Annotated in this window: 22 protein-coding genes, 1 tRNA gene and 1 pseudogene; 10 read left to right on the top strand and 14 right to left on the bottom strand. The window is 58.7% G+C overall.

Annotated features, from left to right (window positions below; genetic code table 11):
• Positions 1–104: 104 nt before the first annotated feature.
• The 6 genes from DQN55_RS21180 to DQN55_RS21155 form a co-directional block, all read right to left on the bottom strand.
• Entirely contained in the window at positions 105–1,016 is a 912-nt protein-coding gene (locus tag DQN55_RS21180; RefSeq protein ID WP_074703064.1) for an alpha/beta hydrolase family protein, read from the bottom strand.
• Between the two features lie 8 nt (positions 1,017–1,024).
• Entirely contained in the window at positions 1,025–1,495 is a 471-nt protein-coding gene (locus DQN55_RS21175) for a hypothetical protein (RefSeq protein WP_048383936.1), read from the bottom strand.
• Positions 1,496–1,660: 165 nt separating this feature from the next.
• A tRNA-Phe gene (locus tag DQN55_RS21170) sits at positions 1,661–1,736 on the bottom strand.
• 103 nt (positions 1,737–1,839) lie between these two features.
• Positions 1,840–2,112 (bottom strand): oxidative damage protection protein, encoded by a 273-nt coding sequence (locus DQN55_RS21165; RefSeq protein WP_048383937.1) that lies wholly within the window; start codon positions 2,110–2,112, stop codon positions 1,840–1,842.
• A complete protein-coding gene (gene mutY / locus DQN55_RS21160) occupies positions 2,109–3,176 on the bottom strand; it encodes an A/G-specific adenine glycosylase (protein WP_048383938.1) in 1,068 nt (355 codons plus the stop codon). The genes DQN55_RS21165 and mutY overlap by 4 nt, the downstream gene beginning before the upstream one ends.
• Positions 3,173–5,395 (bottom strand): AsmA family protein, encoded by a 2,223-nt coding sequence (locus DQN55_RS21155; RefSeq protein ID WP_048383941.1) that lies wholly within the window; start codon positions 5,393–5,395, stop codon positions 3,173–3,175. The genes mutY and DQN55_RS21155 overlap by 4 nt, the downstream gene beginning before the upstream one ends.
• Positions 5,396–5,809: 414 nt before the next feature.
• On the opposite strand from DQN55_RS21155, the gene DQN55_RS21150 reads away from it, so the two are divergent.
• The 6 genes from DQN55_RS21150 to hisF all read left to right on the top strand — a co-directional run bounded on the left by DQN55_RS21150 (position 5,810) and on the right by hisF (position 10,682).
• Positions 5,810–7,471 (top strand): OFA family MFS transporter, encoded by a 1,662-nt coding sequence (locus tag DQN55_RS21150; RefSeq protein WP_048383943.1) that lies wholly within the window; start codon positions 5,810–5,812, stop codon positions 7,469–7,471.
• A 161-nt stretch (positions 7,472–7,632) separates the two neighbouring features.
• Positions 7,633–8,226 (top strand): imidazoleglycerol-phosphate dehydratase HisB, encoded by a 594-nt coding sequence (hisB, locus tag DQN55_RS21145; RefSeq protein ID WP_048383945.1) that lies wholly within the window; start codon positions 7,633–7,635, stop codon positions 8,224–8,226.
• Complete coding sequence (gene hisH, locus DQN55_RS21140) at positions 8,226–8,864, top strand: imidazole glycerol phosphate synthase subunit HisH (RefSeq protein WP_048383947.1); 639 nt, start codon at positions 8,226–8,228, stop codon at positions 8,862–8,864. Before hisB ends, hisH begins: the two co-directional genes overlap by 1 nt.
• Positions 8,864–9,124, top strand: coding sequence for a DUF2164 domain-containing protein (locus tag DQN55_RS21135; protein WP_048383952.1), 261 nt, complete (start codon positions 8,864–8,866; stop codon positions 9,122–9,124). The genes hisH and DQN55_RS21135 overlap by 1 nt, the downstream gene beginning before the upstream one ends.
• A 39-nt stretch (positions 9,125–9,163) precedes the next feature.
• Positions 9,164–9,901, top strand: coding sequence for a 1-(5-phosphoribosyl)-5-[(5-phosphoribosylamino)methylideneamino]imidazole-4-carboxamide isomerase (gene hisA, locus DQN55_RS21130; RefSeq protein WP_048383954.1), 738 nt, complete (start codon positions 9,164–9,166; stop codon positions 9,899–9,901).
• A gap of 10 nt (positions 9,902–9,911) precedes the next feature.
• The gene (hisF, locus tag DQN55_RS21125) at positions 9,912–10,682 is read left to right on the top strand and encodes an imidazole glycerol phosphate synthase subunit HisF (protein ID WP_048383956.1); all 771 of its coding nucleotides are present in this window, start codon (positions 9,912–9,914) and stop codon (positions 10,680–10,682) included.
• Between the two features lie 54 nt (positions 10,683–10,736).
• Here the strand turns inward: hisF and DQN55_RS21120 are convergent, their stop codons facing one another.
• From DQN55_RS21120 to gpmI, 5 genes and pseudogenes are all read right to left on the bottom strand, one after another.
• Positions 10,737–12,383, bottom strand: coding sequence for a trypsin-like peptidase domain-containing protein (locus DQN55_RS21120; protein WP_048383958.1), 1,647 nt, complete (start codon positions 12,381–12,383; stop codon positions 10,737–10,739).
• A 238-nt stretch (positions 12,384–12,621) separates the two neighbouring features.
• On the bottom strand, positions 12,622–13,404 hold the full coding sequence (locus DQN55_RS21115; RefSeq protein WP_048383960.1) for a divergent polysaccharide deacetylase family protein: 783 nt from the start codon (positions 13,402–13,404) through the stop codon (positions 12,622–12,624).
• Position 13,405: 1 nt separating this feature from the next.
• A pseudogene (locus tag DQN55_RS21110) lies at positions 13,406–14,715 on the bottom strand (S41 family peptidase).
• A 34-nt stretch (positions 14,716–14,749) separates the two neighbouring features.
• On the bottom strand, positions 14,750–16,036 hold the full coding sequence (locus DQN55_RS21105) for a murein hydrolase activator EnvC family protein (RefSeq protein ID WP_048383967.1): 1,287 nt from the start codon (positions 16,034–16,036) through the stop codon (positions 14,750–14,752).
• Between the two features lie 198 nt (positions 16,037–16,234).
• Complete coding sequence (gene gpmI / locus DQN55_RS21100; protein ID WP_048383968.1) at positions 16,235–17,770, bottom strand: 2,3-bisphosphoglycerate-independent phosphoglycerate mutase; 1,536 nt, start codon at positions 17,768–17,770, stop codon at positions 16,235–16,237.
• 148 nt (positions 17,771–17,918) lie between these two features.
• On the opposite strand from gpmI, the gene DQN55_RS21095 reads away from it, so the two are divergent.
• From DQN55_RS21095 to secB, 3 genes are read left to right on the top strand one after another with little or no spacing between them, the layout of a single operon-like run.
• Positions 17,919–18,332: a rhodanese-like domain-containing protein gene (locus DQN55_RS21095; RefSeq protein WP_048383969.1), complete on the top strand. Its 414-nt coding sequence runs from the start codon at positions 17,919–17,921 to the stop codon at positions 18,330–18,332.
• Positions 18,333–18,334: 2 nt separating this feature from the next.
• Entirely contained in the window at positions 18,335–18,589 is a 255-nt protein-coding gene (gene grxC / locus DQN55_RS21090; RefSeq protein ID WP_048383971.1) for a glutaredoxin 3, read from the top strand.
• A gap of 42 nt (positions 18,590–18,631) precedes the next feature.
• Positions 18,632–19,117: a protein-export chaperone SecB gene (gene secB / locus DQN55_RS21085; RefSeq protein ID WP_048383973.1), complete on the top strand. Its 486-nt coding sequence runs from the start codon at positions 18,632–18,634 to the stop codon at positions 19,115–19,117.
• A 107-nt stretch (positions 19,118–19,224) separates the two neighbouring features.
• Here secB and DQN55_RS21080 read toward each other — a convergent pair whose 3' ends face one another.
• A complete protein-coding gene (locus tag DQN55_RS21080) occupies positions 19,225–19,680 on the bottom strand; it encodes a tRNA (cytidine(34)-2'-O)-methyltransferase (protein ID WP_048383975.1) in 456 nt (151 codons plus the stop codon).
• On the opposite strand from DQN55_RS21080, the gene DQN55_RS21075 reads away from it, so the two are divergent.
• Positions 19,679–20,119, top strand: coding sequence for a hypothetical protein (locus DQN55_RS21075; RefSeq protein ID WP_048383977.1), 441 nt, complete (start codon positions 19,679–19,681; stop codon positions 20,117–20,119). The genes DQN55_RS21080 and DQN55_RS21075 overlap by 2 nt on opposite strands.
• A gap of 316 nt (positions 20,120–20,435) precedes the next feature.
• Here DQN55_RS21075 and ntrC read toward each other — a convergent pair whose 3' ends face one another.
• On the bottom strand, positions 20,436–21,869 hold the full coding sequence (gene ntrC, locus DQN55_RS21070) for a nitrogen regulation protein NR(I) (RefSeq protein ID WP_048383979.1): 1,434 nt from the start codon (positions 21,867–21,869) through the stop codon (positions 20,436–20,438).
• On the bottom strand, positions 21,866–22,951 hold the full coding sequence (gene glnL / locus DQN55_RS21065) for a nitrogen regulation protein NR(II) (RefSeq protein WP_048383981.1): 1,086 nt from the start codon (positions 22,949–22,951) through the stop codon (positions 21,866–21,868). Before glnL ends, ntrC begins: the two co-directional genes overlap by 4 nt.
• Between the last annotated feature and the right edge of the window lie 219 nt (positions 22,952–23,170).

Below are 23,170 nucleotides of genomic sequence, written 5' to 3'. Positions count from 1 at the left end.
GCACCCTGGCAACTCAAATCCTGTGGCCACCGCAGGCTGCGATAAGGGCTGCAAGACCTTCGTTTGTGTTCCACAGCGGACCCAATCATGGCTGCCGGCGACGGTTACAGGACGTTGCTGATGACCTGCCCCGGTGCGCGGGGCATCAGATCACCGTTCAACAACCACTCCAGCGCAATCGGCCATAGGCTCTTCTGAAAACGGCTATGGAAAAACGCGAAATGACCAACGGATGTTTCGCCGATGTCTGCGGGTTTTATCCGTAGATGTGTGCGAGCGCTGGCGCTGAAATAACTTAGAAGGCGCTCGATGGCTGCCACCGTGCCGAAAGGATCGTCGCTCAGGCTGATGGCGAGGGTTTTAGCATTCACGGACGTAAAGGGCAGGGAGGTGTGATGGCGGGCGCTGGGGAGTCTTTCGTAGTGTGTGCTGAAGGCGCTCCAGTCTTTGACCACGCCGGTCGGAGTGTCTTCGAGCCAGCCCAGGCGTTTGCCCGGGAAATAGCCGCACAGGCGCGTGAGCAGCGGCATGAAGGCGTGCCACTTGGCGAGCATCTGCCAGCGTTGGTCGGGAGCATAGTCGCGCCAGTGGGCAAACTGCGCGCCCACGGTCACCAGATGGCGAATAGCCTGTCCGGAAGCCGCCAACCCCGCTGCACAGCCGCCGAAGCTGTGACCGACGACATCGGTCGGCTGGCCGGGGAATTCGCGCTGTGCGCGCTTCAGGAGGGCTTCAAAGTCCAGTGATCCCCAATCCGACCACGACGCCTCGAAGCCGCGCAGCGATCCGTGGCGTGAGGCACCGATACCGCGATAGTCGAACAGCATCACGTCTAGGCCATGACTGAACAGGTAATCGGCAAATCGTGCGTAGTAGCCACATCGTACCGAGGTGGCGGCGTTGATGATGACCACTGCGCGCGTGGCGTCTGGCGCAGGGTGGCGCCATTCAAAGCCGCCCAGCCGATAGCCGTCAGCCGCGGACTCGGTAAACGCCCGGCTAACGGTGTGTGGCAGGGTTGCGGTCAGAGGGTGTTCCGGGCGTTGCGTTCTAGCAGCAAGCGCGACGCTTCAACGTAGTCTTTCTGGAAGGCCGGGGTTTCGATCCAGGCCACAGCACTGTCTTCGTCATCGCCATGCACGGCGATACGGTATTCGATCAACAGGCCCATCAGGAAATCCGTGGCCGGCTCTTCTTCCTCTTCCGAAATCACCAGCTCCAGCACCGGGTATTGCAAGAACACCATGCACATCGTCAGTTGATTTTTGGCTTCAGCGGCTTTCATCGCCTGGAACAGGTCGTCGTAATCGGCCGGGTCAAAACCGTTTTCGAGGATGTCCTGAAAGTCGAACGTGCTGAGGTCGATCTTCACGTCATCGAACGGATTATCAATCAGGGAGCCCGCCGAAGGTTTGGCCGGTTTGCCTGTGCGATTCTGCTTGGCTTTGGATTTGGCTCGCTGCGCGTTCTTTTGCTGTTTTTTGGGCGATGACATGCGATGTGTGTCCTTTGCAGGCTGAAGAGAGGATTGAACCCCATCTCTTTGCAATCGCCAAGAGAGGTGGCGCTGCGGGTATAAATCGCGCCCAACAAAAAACCCGCACTGGGCGGGTTTTTTGTTTGCTTTGAGGTGGTGCGAACACCACATCAAAACTGAATGTGGTGCCCAGAGACGGAATCGAACCGCCGACACGGGGATTTTCAATCCCCTGCTCTACCGACTGAGCTATCTGGGCAACGGGGCGCATTAGAAGCCTTTTTCGATGACCCGTCAAACACTTTTTTGAAAAATATTTAATTATTACCGTCGCTTACGGGCCAAACCCTTTAAAACCGGGATTATTCCGTTGGTGGAACATAGCCTTCGGCTTGGGCGTATTCTTCGCCGCTGAAGAACTTGTCCATTTCGTCCTGCAAATATTTGCGGTCTTCGGCGTTCATCATGTTCAAACGTTTTTCGTTGATCAGCAGGGTTTGGTGTTTTTGCCAGTCAGCCCAGGCCTTGGCCGAGACATGGTCAAAAATGTCCTGACCCTTGGCGCCAGGAAACGGAGGGCGCTCAAGCGCGGGCAGTTCTTCGTTGTACTTGCGGCAGATGATGGTGCGGGTCATGACAACTCTCCAGCGTTCAATAGGTCGGCTGCTCGTTTGAGCAGCTTCTTGACCGGGGCCGCCAGGCCCAGGCGCGGCGGGGTGGCGAGGTTATACCAGAGCCAGTCGGCCTCGGCCACGTGATGGCCGGACTCCTCGACGTGGACCAGCCACGGTTCGATGGCCAGTTGAAAATGGCTAAAGGTGTGGGTCAGGCCAGGCAGCTCGTGTTGCGTGCCCAGGGTCAGCGAGTGTTGCAGTGCCAGATGCTCGAGATCATTGAGGTCTTCCAGCTCGGGCAGGCTCCACAGGCCGCCCCACAGACCGGTCGAAGGGCGACGGTAAAGCAGGATCGCGCCTTCGGCATTGGCCAGCATGGGCATCAGTGTGCGTTTTTGCGGAATGGTTTTGCGTGGCTTGGGAATCGGGTAACGGGTCTCAAGGCCCAGCAGGTGGGCCTCACAGCCGGTTTCAAGCGGGCACAGCAGGCAGCTGGGTTTGCTGCGGGTACAGAGCGTGGCGCCCATGTCCATCATCGCCTGGGTGTAGGCGTTGACCCGGTCATGAGGCGTAAAGCGCTCGGCGGTGGCCCATAGCTGTTTGGCGACCTTGGGCTCACCCGGGTAACCCTCTTGCGCTGTGTAGCGCGCCAGCACCCGTTTGACGTTGCCATCGAGGATCGGCGCACGCAGGCCCATGCTCAGGCTGGCGATCGCGCCTGCGGTGGACAGGCCGATACCGGGCAGCTCGACCAGCTTTTCGACATCCTGCGGGAACTCGCCCGCATAGTCGGCAACCACGATTTTGGCGGTTTTCTGCAAGTTGCGGGCACGGGTGTAGTAACCGAGGCCGGACCACAGGTGCAGCACTTCGTCTTCCGGGGCGGCGGCCAGCGCTTCAACCGTAGGCAGCGAGGCCATGAATCGGTCGAAGTAGTTCAGCACAGTGCTGACCTGGGTTTGCTGCAGCATGATTTCCGAGACCCACACCCGATACGGGGTGATGCCCTGTTGCCAGGGCAGGTCGTGGCGGCCGTGGCGGTCATACCAATCGAGGACCGCCGTTGAAAACTGCTCATCTCTCATCGCTTGAACAACCCCCTGAGGGCGTCTTTCAGCTCGGGGCTGACTTTGTCCCCCAGTTTTTCTTCAATTTTTTCGCTGATTTTGTTGCCTGTTACTTTGGCTGCCACCTTGCCCAGGCCGTCCTTGTCCAGACGGCAGGCCTTGGCTCCCAGCTCCAGAGGGCCGCGGCAACGCAAAGGCAGTGCAACGCCGACGAAGTTCTTGCCGACCTGGCAGGCCGGATCAGGCATGGCGCGCTGGTCGCCTTCTACGGTGATGCCGATGCGGTAATCCATGCCCAAAACACGCAGGTCGATATCGCCATCGCCTTTTACGCTCAGGCCGGGAATGCGGACCACCAGGTCCGGGTTGCTCGCCACGCCGTTACGCAAGACCAGGCTGCCTTTTAGTTCATTGAACGGCGTGTCTTTGCCGCGGGGCTCGCCGCTCAGGGTCTTGCGGTTGAGGATGGAAATGCCGCGACACAGTTGCTGTTCGAGGTTGGCATTGAGCAATACGCCGTCATTGAGCACAAAGCTGGCGGTGCCGTTGAGGCTTTGGATCAGTGCGCTCTGACTGTCGCCGCTGCCCGTGATGTTGCTGTTGAGGGTCAGCAGGCCGGTCACCGGTGGTTTTTTACCCTGGCTCTGCAGGATTTTTTCAACCGGCACATTGTTGATGCGGGTCTGCAGCTTGGCCAGCGGCAGGATCGGCCGCACGTCCAGACTGCCATTGGCGGCGAAGCTACCTTTGTAAAGCGTGCCGCTCAGGTTTTCGAGGGTGAGCAGCCCGGCTTTGCTATTGGCCTTGAGCCCGGCGTTTTGAATCGGCAATTTGCTCAGGGTCAGTTGGTCAAAACGGATATCGGCAACCAGGTCCAGCGCCTTGAGGCGAGTCACAGGAATGATCTTGCTGGTGCTCCAGCCGCTTTTGGTCGGCGCATCCGGCAGCGGGGTGTCGCCCGATGAAGCCAGTGCACCGGCTTCGCTGCCTTGCACTTCGGCCTGGCGTGCAGCCGTGGCGCCGGTGGCCTCTGCCGATTTGGGCGGCAAGTAACGATCTGCGTCGAACGTGTCGCCTTTGAGCTGGATACGCAAGGCTTGTTTGGCGAAGTCTTCTACGGCGATACGGCCGGTGAAGGTGCTGTCATCGACTTTCAGGTTGAGCTCGTCAAAAGCCAGGCTGGTGGGTGTACCGGACAGGCGGCTGACCATTTCGACTTTGCTCAGGCTACCCGGCGCCATCGTTGGCAGGGTGTGGCCGATGCTGTCGAGGAACTTGGCCAGATCAAACTGGGCAATCGACAGCCCGCCGGTGATTTGCGGGGTTTTATCGAGGTTATTGGCTTTGAGTTCACCCAGGGCGCGCAACTGGTTGGCGGAAAGCTTCAGGCCGCTCCATTCGGCGACGTTCGCTGCCATATCAACCAGAATCTGCCCTTGTGCGGCATAAGTCATGGTTTTGCCTTGCAGAGGTTCGCCAGACGCTTCACCGACGATCTTCAGGTCTTCGAACTGATAGCGCTTGAGAATGCGATCAAAGCGCAGCTTGCCGTCGACTTCGGTTTTAACCCGCATCACGGGTTTGTTGGTGCCCAGAAATGCGGTCAGCTTGACCGGGATGCTGATGCCTTCATGCACCGCGCCGGTGCTCATTTGAATACTCTCGGCACTGAATTGCTGGCCGCTTTGCTCATCGTTGTATTCAACCCGTGCGTTGTTGACGGTCAGGCTGTCGATATCGAGCTTGAGTGGCTGGCTGATGCTGTCAGGTTTGGCGGGAGCGGCGGGCTCAGAACCGGTGGCGGCTGTAGCCTCGTTGCCGGCAATCGCCGGTGCCGGCTTGCCGATGTCCTGCCAATTGCCGTGACCGCTTTTGTCGCGGGTCAGGCGCAGGTTCAGGCCTTCGACCCGCACGTCGCTCATTTGCACTTCTTTGCGCAGGAGCGGCAGGACGCGCACAGAGAGGCCGAGCATTTGCAGGTCTGCAAACGGTTGGGTCGGTGCTGTCAGGGTCGCGACGCTGGCATCGTGCAGTTCCAGGCCGAGCCAGGGGAAGAGGCTCCAGCCGATGTCGCCATTGAGGGTCAGTTCAATGTGGGCTTTGTCACGGGCTATCTGGCGGATCTCGTCTTTATAGTCGTTGGGATCAAACAGGTGGCTGAGGGCAAAGCCCAGCGCCACGATGATCAGCAACAATCCGAGAAGCACCAGACCCAGGATTTTGCCGAACGCTTTCATGGGCGGATCCTTGTAGGTCTGTGTGTAAAGAGTTTTAAATTTAGCCGCAGAGTATAGCGCCACGAGGTGCCCGACTGGGGTTGGATCCTCCGAGGCTCAACGCTGCGGATGTCGGCCCGGAGCATCATGGCCGGGACAGTTCGAAAGGCCCGGAATTCAAGGGGCAGGGTGACTTCCCTGGTTGAGCGATGTGTTCGTGGCAGTGCCAGGTTGAGACACATTCGTCGTAAAAGACCACGTCAGTTTGGTATCACTCCTACTTTCAGATGGTAATCTCCGCCTGTTTTCCCGGCCACCTGCGGCGCATTGTCGCGCCTTGGACTTGATCCAATAAAACGGCTGCGTCCTTTCAAGGCGCCAAAGTCGAGGGTTGAGCGTGCCTGGAGAATCTTTTCATTCATGGGGGACATAACAATGAGTACCAGTACCGCTGCGGGCATCCCTGCCTCGCCGTCTGCGTTCCTGTCCAAGGAGCGCATCATCGCCAGGCCCGGCTTCAACCGCTGGCTGGTTCCGCCAGCCGCACTGGCGATTCACCTGTGCATTGGCATGGCCTATGGCTTCTCGGTGTTTTGGCTGCCCTTGTCCAAGGCTTTGGGTGTGACGGCGCCGGTGGCGTGCGCACCTGACATGAGCTTTATCACGCAGGTGTTTTCATCGCAATGCGACTGGCCGATCTCGATGCTTGGCTGGATCTACACCTTGTTCTTCATCTTCCTCGGTTGCTCGGCAGCGGTGTGGGGTGGCTGGCTTGAACACGCTGGGCCGCGCAAGGCGGGCCTGGTGTCGGCGCTGTGCTGGTGTGGCGGTTTGCTGATTTCGGCACTGGGTATCTACACCCACCAGATCTGGCTGATGTGGCTGGGATCAGGGGTGATTGGGGGCATTGGCTTGGGGTTGGGCTACATCTCGCCTGTGTCGACCCTGATCAAGTGGTTCCCGGACAAGCGGGGCATGGCCACGGGCATGGCAATCATGGGTTTCGGTGGCGGAGCAATGGTCGGTGCGCCTCTGGCTGCGGCCTTGATGGGGCACTTTGCCGGGCCGGATGGTGTCGGCGTGTGGCAGAGCTTTTTGGTGATGGCGGCGATTTATTTTGTCTTTATGGTGGGAGGCGCATTGTCGTACCGCGTGCCACCCACCGGCTGGAAGCCTGAAGGCTGGACACCGCCGGTGAAAAAAACCGCCAATGCGATGATTACTCAGCGTCATGTCCACGTGAGCGTGGCCTGGAAAACGCCGCAGTTTGCGCTGGTGTGGTTGGTGTTGTGCCTTAACGTCTCGGCCGGTATCGGCATTCTGGGCATGGCTTCGCCCTTGTTGCAGGAGGTGTTTGCTGGCAAGTTGCTGGGCAACGATCTGACCTTTGGCCAACTGGATGCTGCGCAATTGGCGCAAATCGCGGCCATTGCGGCGGGCTTCACCGGTTTGCTGAGCCTGTTCAATATTGGCGGACGGTTCTTCTGGGCCTCGTTCTCGGACTACCTGGGCCGTAAAAACACCTACTTCGTATTCTTTGCGCTGGGGTTCGCCCTGTATGCGCTGGTGCCGAACCTGGGCCACCTAGGCAACATCTCGCTGTTCGTGGCGGCGTTCTGCATCATCCTGTCGATGTATGGTGGTGGCTTTGCCACGGTACCGGCCTATCTGGCAGACCTGTTCGGGACGCAGATGGTCGGCGCGATTCACGGTCGCCTGCTGACTGCCTGGGCCGCGGCTGGCGTACTGGGGCCGGTCCTGGTCAACTACCTGCGCGAATACCAGTTGAGTATTGGGGTAGAGCGTGCGGCGGCTTACGACATCACCCTGTATATCCTCGCGGGCCTGCTGGTGCTGGGCTTTATCTGCAATTTGCTGGTGCGTCCGGTGGCCGACAAATACTTCATGACCGACGCACAGCTGGCCGCCGAGCAAGCTCTGGGCCACGACAAGGGCGCTGATGCCAATACGTCGCTGGAATGGAAAGCCTCGCCGGGCAGCTTGCCGTTGACCGTCGCGGCCTGGCTGGTGGTCGGCATTCCGTTGCTGTGGGGGATTTGGGTGACCGTGCAAATGACGGCAGTGCTCTTTCATTAAGGCGTAGCGCGTATTTTTAGCCGTTGCCGAGGAGCGCAGACTCGCCTCTTCGGTAGCTGCTACGGGTTATACGTCAGCCGTCTCACCCTTAATGTTTCTGTTTGTCAGACCCGTGCCTATAATGGCCACCTTTTTCGCCCAATGATTTTGCGGAGCTGGTGATGGCCGAACGTAAGGCGTCAGTCGAGCGCGATACTCTGGAAACCCAGATTAAAGCCTCGATCAACTTGGATGGGACCGGTAAGGCCCGATTTGATATCGGTGTTCCTTTTCTTGAGCACATGCTCGACCAGATCGCCCGACACGGGCTGATCGACCTGGACATCGAGTGCAAAGGCGACCTGCATATCGACGATCACCATACGGTCGAGGATGTGGGCATCACTCTGGGCAAAGCCTTCAATCAGGCCGTTGGCGACAAAAAAGGCATGACCCGTTACGGTCACGCCTATGTGCCGCTGGACGAAGCGCTGTCGCGCGTCGTCATCGATTTTTCGGGCCGCCCCGGCCTGGAGATGCACGTGCCCTTCACCCGCGCCACCGTGGGCGGCTTTGACGTTGACCTGTTCCAGGAGTTCTTTCAGGGCTTTGTGAACCACGCCAACGTGACTTTGCACATCGACAACCTGCGCGGGCACAACACCCACCACCAGATTGAAACCGTGTTCAAGGCTTTTGGCCGCGCACTGCGCATGGCAATCACGCTTGATGAGCGCATGGCAGGGCAAATGCCATCGACCAAGGGCGTGCTCTGATGCAGACAGTGGCGGTTATCGATTACGGCATGGGTAACTTGCACTCGGTGGCCAAGGCGCTGGAACACGTCGGCGCCGGCCGTGTGCTGATAACCAGCGATGCCAGCGTGATTCGCGAAGCTGACCGCGTGGTGTTTCCCGGTGTGGGCGCGATTCGCGATTGCATGGCGGAAATCCGTCGCTTGGGCTTCGATTCGCTGGTGCGTGAAGTCAGCCAGGATCGTCCGTTCCTCGGGATTTGTGTCGGCATGCAGGCCTTGCTCGACACCAGCGAAGAGAACGGCGGGGTTGATTGCATCGGCCTGTTCCCGGGTCAGGTCAAATTCTTCGGCAAAGACCTGCACGAAGACGGCGAGCACCTGAAGGTGCCGCACATGGGATGGAACGAAGTGCAGCAGAAGGTCGATCACCCTTTGTGGCACAGCATCCCCGATCTGGCACGGTTTTACTTTGTGCACAGTTACTACATCGCCGCGGGCAACCCTCGCCAGGTAGTGGGTGGCGGGCATTACGGCGTCGACTTCGCTGCCGCGCTGGCTGAAGGCTCGCGTTTTGCCGTGCAGTTCCACCCGGAAAAGAGCCATACCCACGGCTTGCAGCTGCTGGAAAACTTCGTGGCCTGGGACGGGCGCTGGTAATGTCTGCGCGCAAGCCAAAGCCGCCTATTCTCACGCTCACCCCCGAGCAAGAGAACGAAGCCAACAGCAAGATCAAACGCTTTATGGAAGATCGCTTCGAGCTGGATCTGGGTTCGTTCGAAGCGGCTGAAATCCTTGAGCTGTTCACCCGTGAAATCGCGCCGCATTACTACAATCGCGCGATTTTCGATGTTCAAACGCACCTCAAGGAGAGGTTCGAGAGCATCGAAAGCGACCTGTGGGCACTCGAAAAGAACTGATTTCCGAGTCATTGACTCCCGAATTTTAAGGTTTGCCAGATGCTGATTATCCCCGCTATCGATCTTAAAGACGGTGCCTGTGTACGTCTGCGCCAGGGCCGTATGGAAGACTCCACAGTGTTCTCCGATGACCCGGTGAGCATGGCTGCCAAATGGGTAGAGGGCGGTTGCCGTCGTCTGCACCTGGTTGACCTCAACGGCGCCTTTGAAGGCCAGCCGGTCAATGGTGATGTGGTCACGGCCATTGCCAAGCGTTATCCGCATCTGCCGATTCAGATCGGCGGCGGGATCCGCTCGCTGGAAACCATCGAGTACTACGTCAAGGCGGGCGTGAGCTACGTGATTCTGGGCACCAAGGCGGTCAAGAACCCTGAGTTCGTTGCCGAGGCTTGCCGCGCATTCCCGGGCAAGGTCATTGTAGGTCTGGACGCCAAGGACGGTTTCGTTGCCACCGACGGCTGGGCTGAAGTCAGCACCGTGCAGGTCATCGACCTGGCCAAGCGTTTCGAAGCCGACGGCGTGTCGGCCATCGTTTATACCGACATTGCCAAAGACGGCATGATGCAGGGCTGCAACGTGAGCTTTACTGCTGCGCTGGCTGCTGCAACGACCATTCCCGTGATCGCTTCGGGCGGTATCCACAACCTGGGCGATATCAAGACCCTGATGGACGCCAAGGCACCTGGCATCATCGGTGCGATCACCGGTCGTGCGATTTACGAAGGCACGCTGGATGTGGCTGAGGCGCAAGCCTTCTGCGACAGCTACAAGGCCTGAGGAGAACGGCATGGCGCTGGCCAAACGCATCATCCCTTGCCTGGACGTGGATAACGGCCGGGTTGTGAAGGGCGTCAAGTTCGAGAATATTCGCGATGCTGGCGATCCGGTTGAAATCGCCCGCCGTTACGACGAGCAAGGGGCTGACGAGATTACCTTTCTCGACATCACCGCCAGCGTCGACGGTCGTGACACCACGTTGCATACCGTCGAACGCATGGCCAGCCAGGTGTTTATCCCGCTGACCGTGGGCGGTGGCGTGCGCTGCATCCAGGACATCCGCAACCTGCTCAATGCGGGTGCGGATAAAGTCTCGATCAATACGGCAGCGGTGTTTAACCCGGAGTTCGTGGGGGAAGCAGCGCAGCACTTTGGTTCGCAGTGCATCGTGGTCGCGATTGATGCAAAAAAGGTTTCGTTGCCGGGTGAAACTCCGCGCTGGGAAATCTTCACCCACGGCGGGCGTAAGCCAACCGGACTCGATGCTGTTGAATGGGCCATGAAAATGGAAGGACTGGGTGCCGGCGAGATCTTGCTGACCAGCATGGATCAGGACGGCATGAAGAACGGTTTCGACCTGGGTGTGACCCGCGCCATCAGCGATGCACTGGGCATTCCGGTGATCGCTTCTGGTGGTGTCGGTAACTTGCAGCATCTGGCTGACGGCATTCTCGAAGGCCACGCCAGCGCAGTACTGGCCGCGAGTATTTTCCACTTTGGGGAATACACCGTTCCTGAAGCCAAGGCCTATATGGCCGAGCGTGGAATCGTGGTGCGCTAGACCCCCGGCTGTTGCGTGTCAGTGCCTGTTCGCAGGCACTTCACTGCAGTGGCGTCACAGCGGCCTCAGAATATCCATGCGGGGTTGCGAAGGTTCTTTTTTCAGGTTGTAAGAGACGGTGCACAGCGTCAGGGCGTTTTCTCCCGAGCTTATGATCTTGCTGTAGTAACCATCAATCAGTTGTTCTTTGGTTTGTTTGATCAAAATAAGCGAGGCATCTGTCGGGTGGTCTTTATGTGGATAAATACTTTCCCAAGGGCCGCTATCGCGTGGCCGCTCTTCATAGTCGAGCAATTCGGCATAGCCTTCGGGCGTTTTGCAGTCTGTTGATTCATACGGTCCAAACTTTATTTTGTAGTGGTCGAGCAACGGTATGTTGTGATTCCAGTGTGCGACGTATTGTTCGCGGTAGTGTCGATAGCGATCGATTTGCAATGACGGTACTTGCGGCTGTATTTCAATACGCTCGACAGTGATTATTTTCGCAGCGTCAAACTGTGCACTGGTTAAACGGTCTTCGTGGGATTCGACCCCTACGATGCACAGCATGTGCAGCCCCACCTGATTATTCAGCGTGAAGTTGATGGTGGCGTCTTTGGCGCTCATGGCCTGGCTGTAATGACTGCCGTCGCGGCATGCCTTGGCATCGTGGGTGTATTTATAGCGATACAGGGGGGAGTCGACCGTTACGCCAACGTCAAAGGTGTCGGGCCCTGCTTCTTTTTCGGTCAGGCCCTTTTCAAAGACTCGCGCGGGCGGCTGTCGGGCCGGTTCGACGGCGACAGAGGTCAGCTTGTACAGGTCGCACGCGGGAGTGTTGGCCGCCAGCTTGCCCTCCACGAAGCATTGGTTGAGAAAAGACACCGGCTGGGTGTAATGGGTGTCCGGGCGCCAGTGCGCGGTATTGGCCCTGAGTTCGCAGGGGGCATTGGCCAGACATTTGTTATCGGGGTTGGCGCCGTGGTTGTTCGCGACCACCAGGCTGATCAGCTCATTGCTGAACTTGCTCAGGACCGGGCCGCCGAGGCCGCCATGGGTTAGATCGGCACATTGATTGCCCAGTACTTTGGCGCCGACCCAGGGGTAGCTGGCGACATCGACGGGCGCCAGTTGCGTGCAGTGCATGGCATGCAGGTTACTGAACTCCGGGATGCCAAGGGTCAGGATCTCTGTACCCGCAGGTGGTGTGCGCTGGGCAATTTTCAGTGGCTGAATGCCTTTGGCCATCAGCTCCGACAACGTGGTGTCCAGTTCGATGATCGCCAGATTCAACCCGCCATCGCTTTGCCAGGCTACGCGTTTGAACGCGTAACTTTTTACGTCCCCCAGGGTATTGTCAAAGTTATTGAAGAAGAGCGTGCCCTGCATGGACGTATTGTGCCGGGTGCCGCCGGCGTAAGTGTATTCACCAAAGTTCCTGGTGTTCAGGCAGCGATGGCTGGTGATGACGTAAGCAGGGGTTGTGGCTGTCGCCAGGGGTGCATTACGCGTATCAATCAGGCTGGCAGTACAAAAGGCCGTGTTTTCTCCCCGCAGCCGGCCAATTCCCGTCCAGGTGCGGGATCGGTTCTCGGGGTGATCCGAGAGTTTGACGATGCCCACGGGGAGGGTGTTCTCCGGTCGTTCAGGCGGTGCGCCTGTTGCCGTCAGGGAAACGCTGACAAGCGTCATCAAGAGCAAGTGCTGTAATTTATTGTTCATGGGTGAACCTTGTTTTGGCGTGCTAAATGTCCTGGTCAGGACGCATAGGCCTAATAAAACAGGTTCGGAATTCTGGTTGGGGTAGTTATGTATTTTTAACGTCTTCCCGGTCCGGATGACTGGGTGTTGCTGGTGCGTGCCGACAGCTCCATCGCCCGCCCCCTGGATCAGTTGCGCAAAGAGGCGGTTGTGGAGAAGGTTCGCGCCAAGAGTTTACCGGCCCCGGGTTGATCCGCGGTTAGCGGTAAACCCCGTCTTTGCCATGCCCGGCCATGGCCTTGTTGCCGCGCAGGCCGATCATCTGTTTGATATCAATCAACTCGATGCCCCGGGCCTTGAGCTTGGGCAGTTCGCGCTCTAGCACGGCAAGGGTTTGCGGGTAGGGGTGACCGATCATCACGGCTGACCCCTGTTTGTGCGCCAGCTTGATCGCGGTGTCGAGCTGCGTGGTGATCGCCTGCTCAGTGCGCACATCGTCCAGAAACACATCCCGTGAAACGCTGGCCAGTCCGATTTTCTGTGCCTGGGCCGCGGCAACGGTTTGCGCGCTGGTTCGGCTGTCGACAAAGAGCTTGTGCCGGCGCTGCAAGTCGGCCATCAGCCAGGCCATCGCCTGTGGCTGTGAGGTCATGCGGCTGCCCATATGGTTGTTGATACCGCTGGTGTAGGGCACGGCCTTGAAGGCGGCGTTGAGGCGTTTTTCAAGTTCGTCGACAGGCAGGTCGGGGTGCCAGGCAAAAGGGCCCGTAGCCGGGTCCATAGGCATGTGCAAGATGACAATTTTGCCGGCCTTGTGGGCTTCGCGGGCAAATTCGGCAGCGTGCGGGGTGTCGGGCATGACGGCAGCGGTGACGGGGCCGGGCAGGGCCAGAACACGGCGATCACGGGGCAGGTTTTGCCCCAGGTCATCAATGATCAGGCTCAGATAAGCCTTGTGCGGTGCTGCGTCATGAGAGGTCGGCGCCGCATGGGCGGCACCGGTCAGGCAGCAAAACAGGGCAAGGGCGAGAGAGAAGCGCACCTCAGTTGCCGCGCGTGATGCTCAAGCCCTTGAGCAGGCTCAATGCCTGGCTCAGCTGGAAGTCATCGTCCTGCGGCATGGATTTGGCCTTGGGGCCTGAGCCCGAGGGTTTGTCTGCGCCGCCGTTGCCATTGCCAAGGTGACCTTGAAGGTCAGCCTCTTTGTAGTACTCGGTGTCTTGCTCGCGAGTAATCTTGGCGCGGCTGACTTCGATGTCCGGCACGATGCCCTGGGCCTGGATCGAGCGGCCGTTCGGGGTGAAGTACAGCGCGGTGGTGATTTTCAGGGCGCGTTCATTGTTCAGGGGCAATACGGTTTGCACAGAGCCTTTGCCGAAGCTGGTGGTGCCCATTACCACGCCACGCTTGTGATCCTGCAGGGCGCCGGCAACGATTTCCGATGCCGAGGCACTGCCGCCGTTGATCAGCACCACCAGCGGTACGTTATCGCTGAGGTCCCGCCCGGTGGCCGAGAAGCGCAGCTCGGAGTTGGCGATGCGGCCTTTGGTATAAACAATCAGGCCTTTGCTGATGAAGTGATCAACCACTTCAACGGCCGACTGCAGCACGCCCCCGGGTTGTTGCGCAAGTCGAGGATGACGCCCTTGAGTTTCTTGTTGCTGTTCTCGCGGCGCAGTTTGGCCAGGGCCGCAGCGACTTCTTCGCCGGTCTTGACCTGGAACTGAGTGATACGGATGTAGCCGTAGCCGTCTTCAAGCAGCTGGGCCTTGACGCTTTTGACCTGGATATTGGCGCGGGTCAGCGTCACGTCGAACGGCGTGCCGCCGTTGCGTACTAGGGTCAGGGTGATTTTCTGGCCGATCTTGCCACGCATCAGGTCTACGGCTTCCGTCATGCTCAGGCCGCGCGTGGGCTGGCCATTGATCTTGACGATAAAGTCGCCAGCCTGAATACCGGCTTTGCTGGCCGGGGTGTCGTCAATCGGCGAGACGATTTTGATATTGCCGTCTTCGGTGCCGACTTCGATGCCCAGCCCGCCAAACTCGCCGCTGGTGCTTTCCTGCAGCTCGGCGAAGTCTTCGGGGCCCAGGTACGCAGAATGCGGGTCGAGGTTGCTGAGCATGCCTTTGATGGCATTCTCCAGCAGGGTCTTGTCGTTCACGGGTTCAACATACGCGGCCTTGATCCGGTCCATGACCTCGGCAAATGTGCGCAGCTCATCCAGCGGCAGCGGTGCCTTGGTATTGGCGGCTGCCGGCTGGGTGGTTTGCTCGGCAGCAAACGCCAGTGGTGCGCCGATCACCAGGGCGATCGTCAGGGCCAGCGAGTTGAGGCGGGACAAATGCGGCATGTTGGACGAACTCCTACGTATTAAAGGTGATGGCTCATCCTTGAGCGCGACACCATTGTGCAGGATCGCTTGGGCGACCCTGCTGACGAATAGCAAAATACAATGCCGGTGTGGATTGACCACCGCTGTTACCCACAGTGGAAATCACGTCGCCGGCTTTAACGATGTCTCCGGCGGACTTGAGCAATGTTTGATTGTGGCCATATAAGCTCAAATAGCCATTACCGTGATCCAGAATCACCAATTGGCCAGCTCCGCGCAGCCAGTCGGCAAAGACCACTCGACCGCCATGTACGGCGTGCACCTGGCTACCGGAAGGCGCACTGATCATCACGCCATCCCACTTGGTACGCACATCGTCGCCACGGCTTTCACCGAAACGGGCAAGCAATCGACCATCAACAGGCCAAGGAAGTTTGCCCCGGGCCTGAGAAAAAACACCGCCGTAAGATGCACCACCGCTGGAGACCAGTGCTCCGGGGGTTGATTTGACCGGTGGGCGCGGAGCGTCGCTGGCAACCGATTCAGCCTCGCGCTGGCGCTTTTTCTCGGCTTCCTGCCGGGCAATCAGGGCTTTTTGTCGCGCGGCTTCGGCTTCGCGGGCCTGACGGGCGAGGGTCTCTTCAATGGTTTTGAGGACTTTAGCCAGGTCGGCTTGATCCTGCTGGCGAGCCTGCAACTTCTGATCGCGTTCTTTGACATCTCTATTGAGCTTGGCCAGCACTTGCTGGCGCTCCGCACGCACTTTGTCGAGTTCAGCACGCTGGCTGTCGAGGCTGCTTTTTTGCGTCAGCAACTGAGCCTGCTGCAGATTGATATCGGCTTCGACATTGGCCAGTTGACGCAAGGTCTCGTTGAAGTTCTTGAGCTGCTCCAGGCGGGCCTGGCTCAGGTAGTCGTAATAGGTGAGGGTCCGGGCGAATTTCTCCGGATTCTGTTGGTTGAGCAGCATTTTCAGGTATTCCTGACGTCCGCCCTGATAAGCGGCACGGGCCTGAATCGCGATCAGGCGTTGCTGTTCAATTTTTGCGCTGTGGAGTTTTTTTTTCTCGCTATCAAGGCGCAGCAGCTCGCCTTCACTCTTTTTTAATTCTTGTTGCAGGTCTTGAACCTGCTTCTCCAGCTTGCCGATTTCGGTTTCGGTCGTGCGCAGGTCTTTCTGCACACCGGACTTTTCCTGCTGGAGTTTATCGAGGAGCTTTTTAAGCTCGCCGATATCCTGGCGCGTGGCATCCAGCTGCTGTTGGGTTTGTGCGCGCTCGTCGGCAAACGCCGGTTGGAGCAGGCATGCAAGGGTCAGGGCTATAAGGGCGCGAAGCATGGGGCGGGCGACACCTGAGGAACGGGACGGCCTAGTATGCCCGCCATCGTCGAGGATGAGAAATGGATGAAGGTGAAATTGTGGCTTCATGAACCACGCAATCCTGTAGCCGCTGCCGCAGGCTGTGATAAAGGGCCAAAGGCCCTTTATGCCCGGGGACTGCTGCGCAGCCTGGCGGCAGCGGCTACAAGACAGGCCTTAAGCGTCGACCAGAATGGATGTGCCGGTCATTTCTTCAGGCTGTGGGAGTTCAAGCAATTTGAGCATGGTCGGCGCTACGTCAGCCAGTACACCGCCTTCACGGACCTTGAGCGCACGTTTGCCAACATAGATGAACGGTACGGGCTCACAGGTGTGTGCCGTATGTGCCTGGCCGGTGGTGTCGTCGGACATTTGTTCGACGTTGCCGTGGTCAGCGGTGATCAGGGCTTCGCCGCCGACTTTGTCCAGCGCTTCAACAATGCGCCCCACGCAGGCGTCCAGGCACTCAACGGCCTTGACGGCTGCATCGAAGACACCGCTGTGGCCGACCATGTCGCCGTTGGCGTAGTTGACTACGATCACGTCATAGCGCTGGTGCTCGATGGCATCGACAATCTTGTCGGTGACTTCGGGGGCGCTCATTTCAGGCTGCAGGTCGTAAGTGGCGACCTTCGGCGAAGGCACCAGGATGCGCTCTTCGCCCGGGAACGGTTCTTCACGTCCGCCCGAGAAGAAGAACGTCACGTGGGCATATTTTTCGGTTTCGGCAATGCGCAGCTGGGTTTTGCCGTTTTTGGCCAGATAATCGCCAAGGACGTTTTCCAGGCTGCCGGGTGCGAAGGCGCTCGGGGCCGGGATGCTGGCGGCGTATTGGGTCAGCATCACAAAGCCGGCCAGCTTCGGTTGCCGGGCGCGTTCGAATTCGTTGAAGCCGTCTTCTACAAAGACGCGGCTCAGCTCGCGGGCGCGGTCGGCACGGAAGTTCATGAAGACCACGGCATCGCCGTCCTCGACCTTCACCGGTTCGCCAATGGTGGTGGCCTTGACGAATTCGTCGCTTTCGCCACGGGCATAGGCGGCTTCGAGGCCTTCCTGAGCTGTGGCGGCGTTGAATTCCCCTTTGCCGTCGACGATCAGGTTGTAGGCCTGGGCTACGCGGTCCCAGCGGTTGTCACGGTCCATCGCAAAGTAGCGGCCAATCAGGCTGGCGATACGACCTTTGCCCAGGGCCTGGAAGGCTGCGTCCAGCAATTCGATGGATGAGGCGGCGCTTTTTGGCGGTGTGTCACGGCCATCGAGGAAGGCGTGCAGGTAGATTTTTTCGGCACCGCGCTTGAAGGCCAGCTCGGCCATGGCCACGAGGTGGTCCTGGTGGCTGTGAACGCCTCCTTCAGACAGCAAACCCATGATGTGCACGGCTTTGCCTGCAGCGACGGCCTTGTCGACTGCTGCGCAAATGGTCGGGTTCTCGAAGAATTCGCCATCACGGATCGATTTAGTGACGCGGGTAAAATCCTGATACACCACGCGGCCGGCGCCGAGGTTCATGTGGCCTACCTCGGAGTTACCCATCTGGCCGTCCGGCAAGCCGACATCCATGCCTGAACCTGAGATCAGGCCGTTTGGCATGCTCGCGCAAAGACGATCGAGCACCGGTTTCTTGGCCGCATACACGGCGTTGTATTCGTGGCTTTCACTGTGACCGAAGCCATCCAGGATGATCAGGACCAAAGGTTTAGGCGTGGTAGTCATAGATCCCACTCGTGGCTGGTTTAATAGAAGGTATGAAGAGGACGGGCAGTTTAAAGCGAAGTTCAGGTGACGTCACCGCCGGGCGGGGTTTGGCCGACCAAGGCGGCTGTGTATACTGGCCCACATTTTACGACCCTGGAACCTTCTGATGGTTGAGCACCTGATTGCATTTGCCACTTCTCACTACCTGCTTGTAGGCGCGTTTGTCATCCTCCTGGCGATGTTGATCGCCCATGAGATGAGCCGTGGCGGTCGTAGCATCAGCACCGGCGAACTGACCGGCCTGGTCAATCGCGACGAAGGTGTGGTGATTGATATTCGTCCGGCCAAAGACTTCGCCGCCGGCCACATTGTGGGTGCGTTGAACATCCCGCAAGACAAGCTGATGGCGCGCATCGCCGAGCTGGACAAGCACAAGGGCAAAACCATTATTCTGGTTGACGCTCAAGGCCAGCACTCGGGTGGCCACGCTCGCGAGCTGCTCAAGGCTGGTCACAACGCGGCCAAGTTGTCCGGCGGGATTTCCAGCTGGCGCGCCGATAACCTGCCAGTGGTGAAGTAAGTATGTCCAAGGTCATCGTTTACTCCAGCGACTATTGCCCTTACTGCATGCGAGCCAAGGCTCTGCTAGAGCAAAAGGGTGTTGCCTTCGATGAAATAAAAGTCGACGGCAAGCCCCAGGTACGCGCTGACATGGCGCAGAAAGCAGGCCGCACGTCGGTCCCGCAGATCTGGATCGGTTCGTTCCATGTCGGGGGGTGCGATGACCTGTTTGCTCTGGATCGCGCAGGTAAACTGGATGCGTTGCTTAACGTCTGACTCTGAAACCTTAAAAGCCCTGAAGATCAACAAGGATCTGTGATGACTGACCAACAGAACACCGCTGCCGCCAGCGCTGAAGAAAATGCTCCACAATTCTCCTTGCAGCGCATCTATGTGCGTGACCTGTCGTTCGAAGCGCCAAAAAGCCCGGCGATCTTCCGTCAGCAGTGGGAACCGAGCGTTGGCCTGGACCTCAACACCCGTCAAAAGCCACTGGAAGATGACTTCCACGAAGTGGTTCTGACTTTGTCGGTTACCGTTAAAAACGGTGACGAAGTGGCGTTCATTGCTGAAGTTCAGCAGGCCGGCATCTTCCTGATCAAGAACCTTGATCCAGCGTCGATGAACCACACCCTGGGCGCATTCTGCCCGAACATCCTGTTCCCGTATGCCCGTGAAACCCTGGACAGCCTGGTCACCCGCGGCTCGTTCCCTGCGTTGATGCTGGCCCCGGTGAACTTCGATGCCCTGTACGCGCAAGAGCTGCAGCGCATGCAGGAAGAAGGCGCACCGACTGTTCAATAAATAGTCGATGCACAAAAAAAGCGCCGTCAAGGCGCTTTTTTTTTGGGCGGGCGTAAGTCGCGCTCTTCTGTAGTTGCAGCCTGCGGCAGTGACTACAAAAGGAGAGGTTACTTGAAGCCCAGTTGGCGCCAGCCCTCATACACGGCGACAGCCACGGTGTTCGACAGGTTCAGGCTGCGGCAGCCTTCGCGCATCGGCAGGCGCAGGCGTTGTTCACCGGGGAGGGCGTCGAGCACCTCAGGCGGCAGACCACGGCTTTCGGGGCCGAAGATAAAAGCGTCACCTTCGGCAAAGGCGGCATCGTGGAACGGTCGCGAGCCTTTGGTCGTGAAGGCGAACAGACGCGGGTGGCCGAGGCTTTCAAGGCAGCTGGCAAGGTCGGCATGGCGCTTGAGCGGTGCATACTCGTGGTAGTCGAGTCCCGCCCGGCGCAAGCGCTTGTCGTCAAGCTCAAAGCCGATGGGCTCAATCAAATGCAGGTGGCAGCCGCTGTTGGCGCACAGCCTGATAACGTTGCCGGTATTCGGCGGAATTTCTGGTTGGAAAAGGATGACGTGAAACATGCACGGCTCCGAACTTAAAGATAGGCAGCATTCTACGCCTGAAGAGGACCCGAGACCGAAACTATGGCCACGTGTTTTAGGTTCGCTGGCGATTGTCGGTCTGATGGTGGGCATGATGATCGGGCGATTGACCCAACCCGAGCCTATTGAACTGCAACAAGTGGAGGTGCTGCCGGGGGCTTTGGTGGTGTGGTTCAGTGCTGAGCCCAAGCTCCATGGTGAGTGGGTCGACGGCACATTGGGGCTGTTGTTTGATGCACGGGCCAAGCCGCAACACGGTCAGTTCCAGCTTAACGGCAAGGCGCTGAACTGGCGGGTTCGGGGGACTGATGGCGGGTTGCTGCTGACGGTGGTGGCGGCCCGTGCCTTGCGGGGCGACTGGGCCGGCGCGCCGCAGGATGGGCGCTGGCGGTTGCAGGTGAACCTGCAAGAACAATAAAAGAGGGAATTCCGGCCTGCCTGTACCGGGTTCCCCAAAAGCGGGGTGCGCCTTGATGCAAGAGGCATCAAGGCTGCGGGTGTAAAAGTGGGGAGTCTTGACCTGCCTGTATCAAGGTCCCCTAAAGCGGTGTTGCCTGATAAGGGTTATTGCAGGGCACGTGCCAGTTTTTGATTTTTGACGGATTTTTTATCACTCATACGCAAAAGCCCCGGATTCCGGGGCTTTTGGGTTTAGGGTCATAACTTGGCTGAAAGTACTGTTCTAGAGCTTCGCACGCTAATAGTGCGTGTTGCTTGAGCGTGGTGCGTCTGCCTTAAGCCTCGTCGCTCTCATCCTCGTCGCCATCAATCTTCATTCCCAGCTCTTTGATCTTGCGGGTCAAGGTGTTGCGGCCCCAGCCCAGCAGCACGGCCGCATCACGGCGTCGGCCTGCGGTGTGCTTGAGGGCTGTCTCGATCATGATCCGCTCAAAGGTAGGTACGGCGCTGTCGAGCAGATTCGACTGGCCACGGCCAAGGGCCTGGTCGGCCCATTGGCGAAGGGCTTGTTCCCAGTTTGTAATGGGAGACGCGTCCTGTTGCAGGTTCAACAGTTCGGGTGGCAAGTCACTGATGTGCACTTCACGGCCCGAAGCCATCACCGTAATCCAGCGGCAGGTGTTTTCCAGCTGACGCACGTTGCCCGGCCACGGCAGGTTCTTCAGATACTGCTCGGTCTCGGTTTTTAACAGTTTGGGCTCGACGGACAGTTCTTGTGCAGCGCTGCTGAGGAAGTGCCGGGTCAAGGTCGGGATGTCTTCACGACGGTCCGACAGACGCGGGATATGGATGCGGATCACGTTCAGGCGATGGAACAAGTCTTCACGGAACTTGCCGGCCTGCACCAGGGTTTCGAGGTTCTGGTGCGTGGCGGCAATGATGCGCACATCGACCTTGACCGGGGTGTGCCCACCGACCCGATAGAACTCACCATCGGCCAGTACCCGCAGCAGACGGGTCTGGGTGTCAGCGGGCATGTCGCCGATTTCATCCAGGAACAACGTCCCGCCATCGGCTTGCTCGAAACGGCCGCGACGCAAGTTGGCGGCGCCAGTGAACGCGCCCTTTTCATGGCCGAACAGCTCGGACTCCATCAGGTCCTTTGGGATCGCCGCCATGTTCAAGGCAATGAACGGTGATGCCGCACGCGGGCTGTGGCGGTGCAGAGCGTGGGCGACCAGCTCTTTACCGGTGCCTGACTCGCCATTGATCAGCACGGTGATGTTGGAGTGGCTCAGGCGGCCAATGGCACGAAACACCTCTTGCATCGCCGGGGCTTCACCGATGATTTCGGGCGTGCGGGCGAGTATCGGTGTCACATCCAGGCCTTGTTGTTCCTGGGCATGCTGATTGGCACGCTTGACCAGTGACACCGCTTCATCGACATCGAACGGCTTGGGCAGGTATTCGAATGCGCCGCCCTGGTAAGACGCCACCGCGCTGTCCAGGTCCGAGTGGGCGGTCATGATGATCACCGGCAGGCGCGGGTGCTGCTCGCGAATCTTGGCCAGCAAGTCCAGGCCGCTGGAGCCGGGCATGCGAATGTCAGAAATGATCACGTCAGGCTGCTGGCGAGCCAGGCGGCTCATCACTCCATCGGCGCTGTCGAAGCTTTGTGTGGTCATGCCTTCCTGCTGCAAGGCTTTTTCCAGAACCCAACGGATTGAACGGTCGTCGTCGACGATCCACACGGTTTCACTTCGGCTCATGTCGATGCGGCTCCTTGTTCCAGTGGTAGAAAGATCGAGAAGAGTGTGTGGCCGGCGTGGCTTTCACACTCGATCAACCCCTGGTGCTGACTAATGATGTTTTGGGTGATGGCAAGGCCCAGCCCGGTGCCGTCAGGGCGGCCGCTGACCATCGGAAAAAACAGGGTGTCCTGCAGCTCGGCCGGTATGCCTGGCCCGTTATCGATGATTTCTATTTTCGTCACCAATCGATGACGAATATGGCCAATGGTGAACTGGCGCATGGCGCGGGTGCGCAGCGTGATGCGTCCCAGGCGCAGCTCGTTCTGGCTGCTGATGGCCTGCATGGCGTTACGCACGATATTGAGCACGGCCTGAATCATCTGCTCACGGTCGATCAGCAAGTCGGGCAGGCTCGGGTCGTAGTCACGCACCAGCGTGATGCTGCCTTGCGTCTCGGCTTCAACCAGATTGCACACGCGCTCGAGGACTTCGTGAACATTGGTCATGGCCAGCGAAGGCAGTTTATTTGAGCCCAGCATGCGATCGACCAGGTTACGCAGGCGGTCGGCTTCTTCGATGATGACATTGGTGTAGTCGCGCAGGCTTTCGTCGGGCAACTGCCGCGCCAGCAGCTGCGCCGCGCCGCGAATGCCACCCAACGGGTTTTTGATTTCGTGGGCCAGGCCGCGCACCAGCATCTTGCTGGTTTCCTGCTTGGACAGTTGGGCCTCTTCCTTGGTGATGCGCAGCAGTCGGTCGCGGGGGTGAACCTCGAGCAGCAACAGGGTGTTGCCATTGCTCAGGATCGGCGTTACGGCGTAATCCACTGTAAGGGATTGGCCGGTGAGCGAAGTCAGCATGGCCTCGCGCTTGGTAAACGGGTGGGCCTGCTCAACAGCCTGGCGCAATGAGTGCAGTGCTTCGGTGGACTCAGTGAACAGCTCGCTGATGAATTGCCCATGACTGCGTTGACCGCTAATGGCCAGCAGCATTTCCGCCGCAGGGTTCATGTACTCAAGCCGCAAGTCGGCATTGAGCAAAAGCGTGGCGGTGGTCAGGTTGTCGAGTAACAGACGGTGCAGGGCATCACTGATGGTCATGGGACGATCCCGGATTGCATGCGCGAGTGAGGCGCTGGTGCAAGGAAAATGCAAAAACCAAACCAAAGCTCCGAAAAGAAGCGCGAATCACCTGAAATAGGCGCCTTGAGCCCGATTTAATGGCGTCGCAGCCCCGTCATCGAGACGTTTTGAACCAAAGTGGGGTGGTCAGATAATATTTAAGCAGTGATTGCACCAATATAGTGCAAATTGGATGAA

Source organism: Pseudomonas taetrolens, from assembly GCF_900475285.1.
Classification (GTDB): Bacteria; Pseudomonadota; Gammaproteobacteria; order Pseudomonadales; family Pseudomonadaceae; genus Aquipseudomonas; species Aquipseudomonas taetrolens.
The sequence above is the reverse complement of the archived record's forward strand: the minus strand, read 5'-3'. Positions and strand labels throughout refer to the sequence as shown.

Coding starts and splice junctions, on each gene's coding strand:
- DQN55_RS21155 (WP_048383941.1), bottom strand. CDS start 5,395: ATGAAAGCGTTCGGCAAAATCCTGGGTCTGGTGCTTCTCGGATTGTTG.
- hisA (WP_048383954.1), top strand. CDS start 9,164: ATGCTGATTATCCCCGCTATCGATCTTAAAGACGGTGCCTGTGTACGT.
- grxC (WP_048383971.1), top strand. CDS start 18,335: ATGTCCAAGGTCATCGTTTACTCCAGCGACTATTGCCCTTACTGCATG.
- DQN55_RS21080 (WP_048383975.1), bottom strand. CDS start 19,680: ATGTTTCACGTCATCCTTTTCCAACCAGAAATTCCGCCGAATACCGGC.
- mutY (WP_048383938.1), bottom strand. CDS start 3,176: ATGAGAGATGAGCAGTTTTCAACGGCGGTCCTCGATTGGTATGACCGC.
- DQN55_RS21120 (WP_048383958.1), bottom strand. CDS start 12,383: ATGAACAATAAATTACAGCACTTGCTCTTGATGACGCTTGTCAGCGTT.
- DQN55_RS21150 (WP_048383943.1), top strand. CDS start 5,810: ATGAGTACCAGTACCGCTGCGGGCATCCCTGCCTCGCCGTCTGCGTTC.
- ntrC (WP_048383979.1), bottom strand. CDS start 21,869: ATGAGCCGAAGTGAAACCGTGTGGATCGTCGACGACGACCGTTCAATC.
- DQN55_RS21135 (WP_048383952.1), top strand. CDS start 8,864: ATGTCTGCGCGCAAGCCAAAGCCGCCTATTCTCACGCTCACCCCCGAG.
- hisF (WP_048383956.1), top strand. CDS start 9,912: ATGGCGCTGGCCAAACGCATCATCCCTTGCCTGGACGTGGATAACGGC.
- hisB (WP_048383945.1), top strand. CDS start 7,633: ATGGCCGAACGTAAGGCGTCAGTCGAGCGCGATACTCTGGAAACCCAG.
- hisH (WP_048383947.1), top strand. CDS start 8,226: ATGCAGACAGTGGCGGTTATCGATTACGGCATGGGTAACTTGCACTCG.
- DQN55_RS21165 (WP_048383937.1), bottom strand. CDS start 2,112: ATGACCCGCACCATCATCTGCCGCAAGTACAACGAAGAACTGCCCGCG.
- DQN55_RS21105 (WP_048383967.1), bottom strand. CDS start 16,036: ATGCTTCGCGCCCTTATAGCCCTGACCCTTGCATGCCTGCTCCAACCG.
- DQN55_RS21095 (WP_048383969.1), top strand. CDS start 17,919: ATGGTTGAGCACCTGATTGCATTTGCCACTTCTCACTACCTGCTTGTA.
- glnL (WP_048383981.1), bottom strand. CDS start 22,951: ATGACCATCAGTGATGCCCTGCACCGTCTGTTACTCGACAACCTGACC.
- DQN55_RS21075 (WP_048383977.1), top strand. CDS start 19,679: ATGCACGGCTCCGAACTTAAAGATAGGCAGCATTCTACGCCTGAAGAG.
- DQN55_RS21175 (WP_048383936.1), bottom strand. CDS start 1,495: ATGTCATCGCCCAAAAAACAGCAAAAGAACGCGCAGCGAGCCAAATCC.
- gpmI (WP_048383968.1), bottom strand. CDS start 17,770: ATGACTACCACGCCTAAACCTTTGGTCCTGATCATCCTGGATGGCTTC.
- secB (WP_048383973.1), top strand. CDS start 18,632: ATGACTGACCAACAGAACACCGCTGCCGCCAGCGCTGAAGAAAATGCT.